The sequence below is a fragment of the Nonomuraea pusilla genome (genome assembly GCF_900109355.1).
Taxonomy (GTDB): domain Bacteria; phylum Actinomycetota; class Actinomycetes; order Streptosporangiales; family Streptosporangiaceae; genus Nonomuraea; species Nonomuraea pusilla.
This window is the reverse complement of record NZ_FOBF01000020.1, coordinates 66,730-79,585: the sequence shown is the minus strand read 5'-3', so window position 1 is coordinate 79,585 and position 12,856 is coordinate 66,730. Positions and strand designations below refer to the sequence as shown.

12 protein-coding genes are annotated in these 12,856 nt (G+C 71.9%); 9 read left to right on the top strand and 3 right to left on the bottom strand.

The genetic code is table 11. From position 1 onward, the window contains the following. Nucleotides 1-86: 86 nt before the first annotated feature. Together BMX74_RS32560 and BMX74_RS32555 are read left to right on the top strand one after the other, a co-directional pair. Complete coding sequence (locus BMX74_RS32560; RefSeq protein WP_236715114.1) at nt 87-806, top strand: TerC family protein; 720 nt, start codon at nt 87-89, stop codon at nt 804-806. After that, nucleotides 806-1,999 carry a cytochrome P450 gene (locus BMX74_RS32555; protein ID WP_091104422.1) on the top strand — a complete coding sequence of 398 codons (1,194 nt, stop codon included), beginning with the start codon at nt 806-808 and terminating at the stop codon, nt 1,997-1,999. The genes BMX74_RS32560 and BMX74_RS32555 overlap by 1 nt, the downstream gene beginning before the upstream one ends. Nucleotides 2,000-2,096: 97 nt before the next feature. Here the strand turns inward: BMX74_RS32555 and BMX74_RS32550 are convergent, their stop codons facing one another. After that, nucleotides 2,097-3,083, bottom strand: coding sequence for an SAM-dependent methyltransferase (locus BMX74_RS32550; RefSeq protein ID WP_337959868.1), 987 nt, complete (start codon nt 3,081-3,083; stop codon nt 2,097-2,099). Nucleotides 3,084-3,241: 158 nt separating this feature from the next. Between BMX74_RS32550 and BMX74_RS32545 the strand changes: the two genes are divergently transcribed. From BMX74_RS32545 to BMX74_RS32525, 5 genes are all read left to right on the top strand, one after another. Beyond that, entirely contained in the window at nt 3,242-3,466 is a 225-nt protein-coding gene (locus BMX74_RS32545; protein WP_055508849.1) for a chaplin, read from the top strand. Between the two features lie 324 nt (nt 3,467-3,790). Continuing rightward, a complete protein-coding gene (locus tag BMX74_RS32540; protein ID WP_055508851.1) occupies nt 3,791-4,681 on the top strand; it encodes a Rossmann-like and DUF2520 domain-containing protein in 891 nt (296 codons plus the stop codon). 24 nt (nt 4,682-4,705) lie between these two features. Further along, entirely contained in the window at nt 4,706-5,542 is an 837-nt protein-coding gene (gene panC / locus BMX74_RS32535) for a pantoate--beta-alanine ligase (RefSeq protein ID WP_091104419.1), read from the top strand. Nucleotides 5,543-5,624: 82 nt separating this feature from the next. Further along, nucleotides 5,625-8,153, top strand: a complete 2,529-nt coding sequence (locus BMX74_RS32530) for an L-aspartate oxidase (protein ID WP_091104417.1) — start codon at nt 5,625-5,627, stop codon at nt 8,151-8,153. Nucleotides 8,154-8,156: 3 nt separating this feature from the next. After that, the gene (locus BMX74_RS32525; RefSeq protein ID WP_091104416.1) at nt 8,157-8,939 is read left to right on the top strand and encodes a type III pantothenate kinase; all 783 of its coding nucleotides are present in this window, start codon (nt 8,157-8,159) and stop codon (nt 8,937-8,939) included. A 64-nt stretch (nt 8,940-9,003) separates the two neighbouring features. On the opposite strand, the gene BMX74_RS32520 is transcribed toward BMX74_RS32525, so the two are convergent. Next, a complete protein-coding gene (locus tag BMX74_RS32520) occupies nt 9,004-9,483 on the bottom strand; it encodes a hypothetical protein (protein WP_055509030.1) in 480 nt (159 codons plus the stop codon). 177 nt (nt 9,484-9,660) lie between these two features. Between BMX74_RS32520 and lysX the strand changes: the two genes are divergently transcribed. Then, entirely contained in the window at nt 9,661-11,142 is a 1,482-nt protein-coding gene (gene lysX / locus BMX74_RS32515) for a bifunctional lysylphosphatidylglycerol synthetase/lysine--tRNA ligase LysX (protein WP_082535607.1), read from the top strand. A gap of 57 nt (nt 11,143-11,199) precedes the next feature. Here the strand turns inward: lysX and BMX74_RS32510 are convergent, their stop codons facing one another. Beyond that, complete coding sequence (locus BMX74_RS32510) at nt 11,200-12,345, bottom strand: cytochrome P450 (protein WP_082535640.1); 1,146 nt, start codon at nt 12,343-12,345, stop codon at nt 11,200-11,202. 278 nt (nt 12,346-12,623) lie between these two features. On the opposite strand from BMX74_RS32510, the gene BMX74_RS32505 reads away from it, so the two are divergent. Then, the gene (locus tag BMX74_RS32505) at nt 12,624-12,836 is read left to right on the top strand and encodes a helix-turn-helix domain-containing protein (RefSeq protein WP_055509034.1); all 213 of its coding nucleotides are present in this window, start codon (nt 12,624-12,626) and stop codon (nt 12,834-12,836) included. The last annotated feature ends 20 nt before the right edge of the window (nt 12,837-12,856 follow it).

The window sequence follows — 12,856 nt, the reverse complement described above, 5'->3', positions numbered from 1 at the left end:
CTCGTTGCTACCGGGCAGACCCCCTTTCCCCGACCGGTCACGCCCCTGGCCGGCCTTTCCCCGGAGGTGCGCAGATGTTGGACTGGGTGACAGACCCTCAGATCTGGATCGGGTTCTTCACCCTGGTCGCACTGGAGATCGTGCTCGGCATCGACAACATCATCTTCATCTCCATCCTGGCCGGGAAGCTCCCGCCGGAGCAGCGGGACAGGGCGCGGCTGCTCGGCCTCGGCGCGGCGCTGGTGAGCCGCCTGCTCCTGCTGCTCGCGCTGTCGTGGGTGGTACGCCTCACGGAGCCGCTGTTCGGCGTCTTCGGGCACGACATCTCGGGGCGCGACCTCATCCTGCTGCTCGGAGGCATGTTCCTGCTGGCCAAGAGCGTCACGGAGATCGGTCACAGCATGGAGCCGCACGGCAAGGACGGCAAGAGCCGCGCCGTCACCTCGTTCACGGCGGTGATCCTGCAGATCATGGTGCTCGACATCGTGTTCTCGCTCGACTCGGTGATCACGGCCGTCGGCATGGTCGACCAGCTCGGTGTGATGATCGCGGCGGTGGTGGCGGCGGTGCTGGTGATGCTGTTCGCGTCGGGGCCGATCAGCTCGTTCGTGGACCGGCACCCGAGCATCAAGATGCTGGCGCTGGCGTTCCTCGTGCTCATCGGCGTGGTGCTCGTCGCCGAGGGCTTCGGCCAGCACATCCCGAAGGGCTACATCTACTTCGCGATGGCGTTCTCCGTGGTCGTGGAGCTGCTCAACATCAGGGTCCGCAGCAAGCACGCGCAGGCCGAATCTAAGATGCAATAGTGCGCTTTGACCCCTGGAATCCGGATTTCGTCGCTCACCCCTACCCCGTCTACGAGCAGCTGAGGCGTGAGGCGCCCGTCAGCTACTTCGAGCCCACCGACCAGTGGCTCGTCTCCCGGCACGCCGACGTGAACGCGCTGCTCAGGGACCGGCGGCTGGGGAGGTCGTACCTCCACGTGGCCGGCCACGAGGAGTTCGGCAGGGAGCCCGAGCCGGAGTTCCAGGAGCCGTTCTGGCGCGTGGTCAGGGCGGGCATGCTCGACGTCGAGCCGCCGGTGCACACGAGGCTGCGCCGGCTGGTCTCCAAGGCGTTCACGCCGCGCATGGTCGAGTCGCTGCGCCCCCGCGTCAAGGCCATCGCCGGGAGCCTCGTCGAGGCGTACGTGGAGAAGGGCGGCGGCGACCTCATCGCCGAGGTGGCCGAGCCGCTGCCCGTCACCGTCATCGCCGAGATGCTGGGCATCCCCGAGGCCGACCGCCACCTGCTGCGCCCCTGGTCGGCCGACATCTGCGGCATGTACGAGCTCAACCCCACCCCCGAGGCCCAGCACACGGCGGTGCGCGCGGCCGAGGAGTTCGCCGGGTACCTGAAGGTCCTCGCCCGCGAGCGCGCGGCCGACCCCGGCGACGACCTGGTCAGCGCGCTGGCCGCGATCCCCGAGCTGACCGAGGACGAGCTGGTCGGCACCTGCGTGCTGCTGCTCAACGCCGGCCACGAGGCCACGGTGAACGTCACGGGCAACGGCTGGTGGTCGCTGTTCAGGAACCCCGGCGAGCTGGCCAGGCTGCGCGAGGACCGCTCGCTGCTGCCCACCGCGATCGAGGAGCTGCTGCGCTGGGACACACCGCTGCAGATGTTCGAGCGGTGGGTGCTGGAGGACATCGAGGTGGACGGGGTGGCCATCCCGCGCGGAGCCGAGGTGGCGCTGCTGTTCGGCTCGGCCAACCGCGACCCGGAGGTGTTCGACGACCCGGACCGGCTCGACGTGGCGCGTGCGGACAACCCGCACATCTCGTTCGGGGCGGGCATCCACTTCTGCCTGGGGGCGCCGCTGGCGCGCATCGAGCTGGCGGAGTCGTTCGGCGCGCTGCTGGACCGCGCGGCGACGCTGGAGCTCGCCGAGGAGCCGCGCTGGAAGCCCGGCTACGTGATCCGCGGCCTGGAGGCCCTGAACCTGACCGTCTCCGGCTGACCGCCGCCCCCCGACCCCCCGACCTCTGAGGCGCCCGCCCGATGCGTGGGCCGGGCGCCAGAGCCGTGGCGCCGGGGTCGTGGGCCGGGCGCCGGGGTCAGCGGCTCTGGGCGAGCCAGCCGAAGCCGCCGAGCCCGGCGGGATCGATGAGCTCGCCCTCCTCCGACGCCCGAGCCAGTGCACGCAGGTAGCCCCGCGGGTCGGAAACGGCGCGCTCGATGGGCGGGCGCGCCCCGGTGAGGCCGAGCGCGCGCAGCGCCTCGCGCTGTGTGGACAAGGTTGTGGATATCGCCCCGGCCCCGCGCCCGGCCTCGGCGCACGCGTCGAGCGCGACGTGCGCGGTGATGTCGCAGGTCCCGTCGGGTACGGGCGCCACGACCGCCCCGTCGCGGTATCCGGTCAGCGTGCCACAGAGCGGCCGGTTATCCACAGGATGTGCATAATCCACGGCAATCGCCCGCCCCCTCGCGAGCCCGCCCACCACGCCGGCCCAGGCCGCGTCGCGCGGGTGGCCGATCTCGGCGCGCGTGCCCACCCGCGTGAGCGGCCACCACCGCCGCATCCAGGCGAGGTCGGCCTCGGGCGGCGGGCCGCCGAGGCGCTCCTCGCCCGTGGCGGCGTCGACCAGCACCAGCCTCGGGCCCTCGGCCGTCTGCTCCACGACGTCCAGCGGGATGTTGTCGAGCCATTCGTTGGCGACGGCGAGCCCGGCGACCCTCTCGGGGATCGAGCGCCGCCAGGCGATCTCCTCGGGGAGCGAGCCCGGCCTGGGGGAGAGGTCGACGGCGGTGACGCGCAGCCTCTTGCGCAGGGCCGGCTCGGCCGCCGCCAGCACGCGCGCGACGAGCAGGCCCTCGCCCGCCCCGATGTCGACCAGGTCGAGGGGGTCGGGCGCGCCGAGCTCGGCGTCGACCTCCACCAGGAGCGCGAGGACCGCGTCGGCGAACGCCGGTGAGGCGCTGACCGACGTGCGGAAGTGGCCCGAGGGGCGCTCACGCAGGTAGAAGCCCCCCTCTCCGTACAGCGCCCGCTGGGTCGCCTCACGCCAGGTGAGCCACATGCTCTGGACTATCTCATGGTTCACGTCCGGTACGTATTGCAATTTCTTGGCTACTCACTGTCGCGCCTTGCGCTACCGTTTACCGGCAGTCACCGAGCGGTCGCTTTGCGCCATCCCCATTTCGCCGAAGACGGCCGCTCTCCGTCGCGGCCCCTGGCCGCGTGATGAGAAGGAGTCCCTCAATGCTGAAGAAGATCATGGTCATCGCGGGTGCCGCCGCCGCGCTCTCGTTCGCCACCCCCGCCCTCGCCGACGACACCAGCGGCGACGGCGGCGTGCTGTCCGGCAACCAGCTGTTCGTCCCGATCAGCGCGCCGATCAACGTGTGCGGCAACTCGCTGGCGATCCTGGGCGTCGCGGTCTCCGGTTGCAAGGGTGGCTCGTACGCCGCCTGGCACCGTCACTGATCGCACCCCCTGGGCATGCCGACGAGCTCGGACCGGTCGGGCGGACCGGTCCGAGCCCGGACCCCGACCGGCCAGTCGGCGATTGGCCGGTCGGTGCACCTCCAAGAGGTCGCAATCCTCGGCGGGCGTCGGGTCCCAACTCGGCGCCCGCTGTCTTGCGTGGAACCCCTCTCCTCATCTCTTCCGACAGGGGGTGCACGATTTGTATGCCCTTGTCGCTTTTGTCGTTAACTCAACATGCGGCAAAGCAGCGGTCACAGGGGCACTCCCGGACGACGGTTACGCTGGGCGGCAGCGCCATCAGTCCGACAGGGGTGTGAACGCATGGACGCAGGTGACCGCCCGGCACGGCTGGCCGTGGGCGTGCTCGGCGCAGGAAGGGTCGGCTCCGTGCTCGGCGCCGCGCTCGCCCAGGCGGGCCACCGCGTCGTCGCCGCCAGCGGCGTGTCCGACGCCTCCCACCGCCGTGCCGCCGAGAGACTCGGCGTCAGGCCCTCGCCGCCCGACGAGGTCGTCGCGGCCGCGCAGCTCATCCTCCTCACCGTCCCCGACGACGCCCTGCCCGACCTCGTCGGCGGCCTCGCCGGCACCGGCGCCGACCTGCGCGGCAAGCTGCTGGTGCACACCAGCGGCGCGTACGGGCTGTCGGTGCTCGAACCCGCGGCGCGGGCCGGCGCGCTGCCGCTGGCCCTGCACCCCGTGATGACGTTCACCGGCCGCGACGACGATCTCAACAGGATCACCGGCATCTCGTTCGGCGTCACCGCGCCCGAGCCGCTGCGGCCCGTCGCCGAGGCCCTGGTGATCGAGATGGGCGGCGAGCCCGTCTGGATCGCCGACTCCGACCGCGCCCTCTACCACGCGGCGCTGGCTGGCGCCGCGAACCACATGGTCACGCTCATCGCCGAGTCGCAGGAGCTCCTGCGGCGCATCGGCGTCGAGCACGCGGGCAGGATGCTGGGCCCGCTGCTCGGCGCCGCCCTCGACAACGTGCTGCGGCTCGGCATCACCGGGCTGACCGGGCCGGTGGTCAGGGGCGACGCGGGCACCGTGCGCAAGCACGTCGACGCGCTGATCCTGGCCGCGCCCGAGGCGGCCGACGCGTACGTCGCGCTGGCCAGGCTCACCGCCGACCGGGCGCTCGCCGCCGGCCTGCTCAAACCGGAGGAGGCGGAGCGGCTCCTCGACGCCCTGGGGGGCAATATATGGACCTGACCGTCGCGTTCGAAGGGCAGGCACATGGAGCTGATCGTCGCCAGGCACAGGGAAGACCTGGTCAAGGCCAGGGGTGAGGGGGCCGTGGCGCTGGTGCCCACGATGGGGGCGCTCCACGAGGGCCACCGCTCGCTGATCCGCCTGGCGCGTGAGCGTGCCGACCACGTCGTGGTCAGCGTCTTCGTCAACCCGCTCCAGTTCGGCCCGAACGAGGATTTCTCCCGCTATCCCCGGACGTTCGACGCCGACCTGGAGGTGTGCCGGGCCGAAGGCGTGGACGTCGTCTTCGCCCCGTCGGCCGAGGACATGTACCGCCCCGACCGCCAGGTGAGCGTCAACGCCGGGCACATGGGCACGGTCGTCGAGGGCGCCTCCAGGCCCGGCCACTTCGACGGCGTGCTGACGGTCGTGCTGAAGCTGTTCAACCTGGTCCGGCCCGACGTCGCCGTCTTCGGCCAGAAGGACGCCCAGCAGCTCGCGCTGATCCGTCGCATGGTCGCCGACCTCGACCTGCCCGTGGAGATCGTCGGAGCGCCGACCGTGCGCGAGCCCGACGGACTGGCCCTGTCGAGCCGCAACCGCTACCTGTCCGGCGACGAGCGCACGGTGGCGCTCGCGCTCTCGCGGGCGCTGCGGGCGGGCGCCGCGGAGTCCGTCCCCTCGGCGATCCTCGCCACGGCCCGGTCGGTGCTCGACGCCGCGGGCGACCGCCTCGGCCTCGACTACCTGGTGCTCGTCGATCCGGCCACGTTCGCGCAGGCGCGCGAGACGCACGCGGGCCCGGCCGTGCTCGCCGTGGCGGCCAGGGTGGGCACGACCCGGCTGATCGACAACGTCGTCCTCACTCTCACCCCGGCCTGAGTCAGGGGGGACCCCGGGGCATGTTCACCCCGCGCGCGGCGTTATCGTCATGTTGACGAAATCGCCTCAGTGAGGAGACCCCATGAGCGCACCGGCGATCCCCCTGCGGCTGACCGCTCCCGACCCCGGCTGGACCGCCGAGGCCGACGTGGTCGTCGTGGGCTCCGGCATCGCGGGCCTGACCGTGGCCCTGCGCCACGCCGAGCTGGAGCCCGGCGCGCGGGTCCTGGTCGTGACCAAGGACGTCCTGTCGTCCGGCTCCACCAGGTGGGCGCAGGGCGGCATCGCAGCCGTGCTCGACCCCCGCGACACCCCCGAGGAACACCTGAGCGACACGCTGCTGGCCGGGGTCGGCCTCTGCGACGTACGGGCGGTCAGGACGCTGGTGACCGAGGGCCCGGGAGCGCTGCGGCGGCTCATGGAACGCGGCGCGCGCTTCGACCGCACGCCCGACGGCGAGCTCCAGCTCACCAGGGAGGGCGGCCACCGCCGCCGCAGGATCGTCCACGCCGGGGGCGACGCCACCGGCGCCGAGGTGCAGCGGGCCCTCGTCGCCGCCGTCGCGGCGACCCCGGCGATCGAGGTGATCGAGCACGCGCTCGTCCTCGACCTCCTCAAGGACGCCGCCGGCCGGGCCAGGGGAGTCACCCTGCACGTCATGGGCGAGGGCGCGCGCGACGGCGTGGGCGCCGTGCGCGCCAGGGCCGTCGTGCTGGCCACCGGCGGCATGGGCCAGGTGTACGCCGCCACCACCAACCCCGCCGTGTCCACCGGCGACGGCGTCGCGCTCGCGCTGCGGGCCGGCGCCGTGGTGCGCGACCTCGAGTTCGTCCAGTTCCACCCGACCGTGCTGTGGCTGGGCGAGGGCTCCACCGGGCAGCAGCCGCTCATCTCCGAGGCGGTCAGGGGCGAGGGGGCCGTGCTCGTCGACCACGAGGGGAACAGGTTCATGGCCGGCGTGCACGAGCTGGCCGACCTCGCGCCGCGCGACATCGTCGCCAAGGCCATCATGCGCAGGATGCACGAGACCGGGCGCGACCACGTCCACCTCGACGGCCGCCACTTCGGCCGCGCCACCTGGGAGACCCGCTTCCCCACGATCTACGCCGCCTGCCGGGAGCACGGGATCGACCCGGCCACCGAGCCCGTCCCGGTCGCGCCCGCCGCCCACTACGCCAGCGGCGGCGTACGCACCGACCTGCGCGGGCGCACCTCCATCGACGGCCTGTACGCCTGCGGCGAGGTGGCCTGCACCGGCGTGCACGGCGCCAACAGGCTCGCCTCGAACTCGCTGCTCGAAGGGCTGGTCTTCGCCGAACGCATCGCCGAGGACATCCACCGGTCGCGGCCCCAGCCCGGCGCGCCCGTGCCGGCCACCGCCGAGCCCGGCCTGGCTGACCCGAGGACGAGGCCGAGGGTCCAGGCCCACATGAGCAGGGGCGCGGGCGTGCTGCGCAACCGCGCGTCGCTGCAGGGCACGGTCAGGGCGCTGGCCGACGCCCGCTGGACCCTGGTGCAGGTCGCCCCGTGCACCGAGTCGTGGGAGGCGACGAACCTGCTCACCGTCGCGACCGTGCTCGCCGGCACCGCCGCGGCCAGGCTGGAGACCCGGGGCTCGCACTGGCGCGAGGACTTCCCCGACCGTGACGACGACGAGTGGCTGGGGCACCTGGACGTGACCCTGACCGAGGAGGGCCTGCTCATGACGTACACGCCGCACGGCGACGCGCTGCCGACGCGCCTGACCCAGGAGCTGACCGCGGCCGGGCTCGACCCCGCCGAGGTGAACGCCGTGATCGACAGGGCGCTGGAGGAGGACCTGGGCGAGGCGGGCGACGTGACCAGCGTCGCCACCATCCCCGCCGCCCAGCGCACGGTCGCCGACGTGGTCGCCCGCGAGGACGGCGTCGTCGCGGGCCTCGCGCTGGCCGAGGCGGTGTTCCTGCGGCTGGGAGCGGGCCGGGCCGAGCGCCGGGCCAAGGACGGCGAGCGGGTGCGCCGCGGCGACGTGCTGATGACCGTCGAGGGTCCGGCGCGGGCGGTGCTGACGGCCGAGCGCACCGCGCTCAACCTGCTGACCCACCTGTCCGGCATCGCCACGCTCACCGCCAGGTGGGTCGAGGCGATCAGCGGCACCGGCGCCCGGGTGCGCGACAGCCGCAAGACGCTGCCGGGGCTGCGGGCGCTGGAGAAGTACGCCGTGCGCTGCGGCGGAGGCGTCAACCACCGCATGTCGCTGTCCGACGCGGCCCTCATCAAGGACAACCACGTGGTCGCGGCGGGAGGCGTGGCCGAGGCGTTCAGAGCGGTCAGGGACCGCTACCCCGACCTGTCGATCGAGGTGGAGATCGACCGGCTCGACCAGCTCCAGCCGGTGCTGGACGAGGGCGCCACCGAGATCCTGCTCGACAACTTCACCATCGAGGACACAGCCCGCGCAGTGCGAATCGTGAAAGAGCGGGCGGAAAACGGGGTTGCGCTTGAGGCCAGTGGGGGATTGACCTTGGAATCGGCCCGTGACGTCGCCGACACCGGCGTGGACTACCTTGCGGTGGGAGCGCTGACCCACTCGGCGCCGGCCTTGGACATCGCACTGGATCTGCGGGGGTAACTGATGCTGCTCACGATCGACGTCGGCAACACCCACACGGTGCTAGGCCTGTTCGAGGGCGAGGAGGTCATCGAGCACTGGCGGCTCGCGACCGACCCGCGCCGCACCGCCGACGAGATCGCGGTCGTCCTGCAGGGCCTGCTCGGGCAGTCGCCGCTGTTGAAGGACGCCGACATCAGCGGCATCGCCATCTGCTCAACCGTGCCGAGCGTGCTCAACGAGATGCGCGAGATGTGCCGCCGCTACTACGGCGACGTCCCCGCGGTGATCGTGGAGCCGGGGGTGCGCACCGGCGTGCCGGTCCGCATGGACAACCCCAAGGAGGTCGGCAGCGACCGCATCGTGAACGCGCTGGCCGCCATCGACCAGTTCGGCGGCCCGTGCATCATCGTCGACTTCGGCACCGCCACCTCGTTCGACGCGGTCTCCGCCAAGGGCGAGTACGTCGGGGCGGTCACCGCGCCCGGCATCGAGATCTCGGTCGACGCGCTCGCGGCGGCCGGGGCCCAGCTGCACAAGGTGGAACTGGTCAGGCCGCGCTCGGTGATCGCCAAGAACACCGTCGAGGCGCTGCAGTCCGGCATCATCTACGGCTTCGCCGGGCAGGTCGACGGCATCGTCGAACGCATGGCGGCCGAGCTGGCCGACGACCCCGAGGAGGTCACCGTGATCGCCACCGGCGGCCACGCCGCCCTGGTCGTGGGCGAGTCGCGCTCGATCGACGTGCACGAGCCGTGGCTCACCCTCATCGGGCTGCGGCTGATCTACAGCAGGAACGCCACCTGAGCACGCCCTGAGCCGGCGAAAGGCGGCCCCCCTCTCGGGTGGGGCCGCCTTCCCGTTCCCGGACTCACTCGCTCTCGGCCGTGTAGAGGTAGTCCCAGGGCCCGCACTTCCTGGGGAAGCCGCCGGACGGGTTGACCTGGCAGACCTTCGCCCGCAGGGCGAACACGTCGTGCTCCTGGAAGAAGAACTTCTGGTAGCCGGGGGAGCCGCAGTACTTCTTCGTGTAGACCGTGCTCCAGTCGTGCTCGAAGTCGCTGGCCTCGAACTTCACGTACGCGCACTTGCCGCCCTCGTCGTAGTCGCGGTCGTCCAGGTCGTGGAGCCGGCCGGTGACCCTGGCCGTGTTGCTCTCGTCGTCGTCCCACTCGACGTCGATCCGGCCCTGCGCCTTGGCGAGGTGGTACTTGGAGAAGACGGGGCCCCAGAACTCGGAGTAGTCGTCGGGGAAGTCGGAGGTGGTCGCGCTCGCGGCGGTGGGCAGCGACAGGGCCAGCGCGGTGGTGGCTGCGACGGCGAGGAGACCTGTCGCGATCTTCTTGATCATCGTTCTCTCCCTTGAGCCCCCTGGACCGGCTCCCTGCCGGTTCCCCCTGAGCTCGTGAGTCATTGGTAAGGGAGAGTGCTTGCAGCGCCCCTGCGGTGTCCCTGCGGCCTTCCTGCAGCATCCCTTCAGGGAGCCGACGACCGCTTGCAGTCGTCTTATCCCCTACCCTTTGTTGTCGTGAGCGAGGAACTTCCTGAGCAGATGCGGATCCGGAGGGAGAAGCTCGATCGCCTGCGCAACGAGGGCGTCGACCCCTACCCGGTGAACTTCCCACGCACGGCGACCAACGCCGAGGTCAGGGAGAAATACGAGGGCCTGGAGCCCGACACCGCCACCGGTGACAAGGTCGCCGTGGCGGGCCGCGTCATGCTCAACCGCGTCGGCGGCAAGCTCTGCTTCGCCACCCTGCGCGACGGCAGCGGCGACCTGCAGGTCATGATCTCGCTCGACAAGGTGGGCGAGGAGTCCCTGGCGAGCTGGAAGCGCGACGTCGACCTCGGCGACCACGTCGGCGTCGAGGGCGAGGTGATCACCTCCCGCAGGGGCGAGCTGTCCATCCTGGCCGAACGGTGGCAGATCACCTCCAAGTGCCTGCGTCCCCTGCCGGAGAAGCACATCGGCCTCACCGACCCCGAGGCCCGCGTGCGTCAGCGCTACGTCGACCTCATCGTCAACGACGAGGCCAGGAAGATGGCCAGGGTGCGCAGCGACACCGTGCGCGCCGTACGCGACTTCTGGCACGAGGAGGGCTACCTCGAGGTCGAGACGCCGATGCTCCAGCCGATCCACGGCGGCGCCGCGGCCCGGCCGTTCCGTACGCACATCAACGCGTACGACATGGAGCTCTACCTGCGCATCGCGATCGAGCTCTACCTCAAGCGGCTCGTGGTGGGCGGCATCGAGAAGGTTTTCGAGATCAACCGCAACTTCCGCAACGAGGGCGCCGACGCCACCCACAACCCCGAGTTCACCATGCTCGAGGCGTACGGCACGTACCTCGACTACAACGACATGGCCGACCTCACGCAGCGCATGTACCAGAAGGCCGTGATGGCGGCGCTGGGCACGTCGGTCGTCGTGCACGACGGCGTGGAGGTCGACCTCGGCCTGCCCGAGTGGCCGCGCATCACCCTGTACGGCGCGGTCTCCGCGGCGCTGGGCGAGGAGATCACGACCGAGACCACGCTGGAGGAGCTCAGGAAGCACGCCGAGCGCCACGGCGTCCACTGCGACGCGAAGTGGGGCTCGGGCAAGATCGTCCAGGAGCTGTTCGAGGCGCTGGTGGAGCACACGCTGGTCCAGCCGACGTTCGTCATGGACTACCCGCTGGAGACGTCGCCGCTGGCCCGCCTGCACCGCGACAACCCGCTGCTCACCGAGAAGTGGGACCTCATCGGGTTCGGCACCGAGCTCGGCACCGCCTACTCCGAGCTGAACGACCCGATCGACCAGCGGCATCGCCTGATGGAGCAGTCGCTGCTCGCCGCGGGCGGCGACCTGGAGGCCATGCAGCTCGACGAGGACTTCCTGCAGGCCCTCGAGTACGGCATGCCCCCGACGGGCGGCATGGGCGCCGGCATCGACCGCATGATCATGGCGTTCACCGGCAGGAACATCCGCGACACCATCCTGTTCCCGCTGGTCAAGCCCGCCCAGTAGCCGCACCGGCCCGACGAGGAGGGGCGCGCGCCACACCGGCCCGCGCCCCGTTCCGCGTCACGCGACGGACGTGCCGCCGTCGAGCGCGGGCGGCGTCCCCGGCCGCCGGCGTCCGAGGCGTACCGGCAGGCGGGCCAGCCCGCGCAGCACGATGTTCCCCCTGTACGGCGGCTCAGCCTCGGCGAGCTCCAGCTTCGGCGCCGTCGCCGCCAGCGCCGCCAGCGCGATCTCGCCCTCCATCCTGGCCAGCGTCGCCCCGAGGCAGAAGTGGACGCCCAGGCCGAACGCCAGGTGCCGGCCCGGTTCGCGGCCCACGTCGAACCTGTCGGGCTCGTCGAAGACGGCCGGGTCGCGGTTGGCCGCCCCGATCAGCCCCAGCACCGGCGTCCCCGCGGGCACCGGCGTGCCGCCCAGGTCCGCGTCCGTCAGCGCCGTCCTGGACGTGAGCTGCACCGGCGGGTCGTACCTGAGCACCTCCTCGACGACCTGGCGGGGCCGCTCGGCCGCGTGGCGGAGCAGGCCGCGCCCGGCCAGGTTGAGCACGCCGTTGGCGATCAGGTTGACGGTCGTCTCGTGGCCCGCCACGAGCAGGAGCACGCACGTCGCCACCAGTTCGGCCTCGGTCAGCTCCTCGACCCGCGTGAGCGCGCTCAGCAGGTCGTCGCCGGGCCGCTCCCGCCTGACGGCCACCAGGCCGCGTACGTACGCCCCGAGCTCCGCCCGCGCCCGCTCCGCCCGCGCCGCCCGCGCCTGCGTCAGGACCGGGTCGAGGCCGCCCGCCAGGTCGCCGCTCCACGTCCTGAACCGCTCGTGGTCCTCCACCGGGACGCCCAGCATCTCGGTGATCACCATGACGGGCAGCGGGTAGGCGAAGCGGTCGAGCAGGTCCGTCTCGTCCGGCAGGTCCGCGATCAGCCCGGCGGCGATCGCCTCCACGCGCGGGCGCAGCCGCTCCACCATCCTGGGCGTGAACGCCCGGCTGACCAGCCCGCGCAGCCGCGTGTGGTCGGGCGGGTCGAGCACGAGGAACGAGTGCGCCGCCTCGTCCTCGCCCTCAGGCTGCACCGTGCCGTGGCCGAAGCGGGGGTCGCGCAGCAGCGCCGAGCAGAGCTCGTACGTCGTGGCGACCAGCAGTCCGGCGCGGGTGCGGACGAGCGGGCCGCGAGCACGCAACTCCCGGTACCGGGTATACGGATCTCGCATGAATCCCGGGTCGAACGGGTCGAATCCCAGCACGTCGGCCGCGTTTGGCAGGACCGGCGCGGAGCCGCTGTCAGGGCTGGAGTGACCGCTCATCAGCTCGGGAAGTGTGCCGACATACGGTGAGTACGTCACACATGCAGGATCATGTCAACAGCCCTGGTCAACCCCCGATACCGGCCTGCTTGACGACCTTTCCTGAATGCGTTTACCGTCTGCGGGACGAGCGGTTGCTCCGGCTGGCGAGGGGCCGGGGTCTGCTGTTGGGGGGAGGGCTCCCGATGGATGCGCTCACGGAAGGTGTGGAGCTCAGCGACGCGGACGTGGCGTTGCTCGCCGAGCTGGCCAAGGGAGTCACGGTCGATCGCGTGGGCAGGCGGCTCGACGTCAGCGGCCGCACCGTACGCAGGAGGCTGCGCGGCATCTGCGACCGCATCGGCGTCGACACCGCGATCGAGGCCGTGGCCTGGGCGGCCCGCCGGCAGCTCATCTGACGGCGGGCACGACGGCGGAG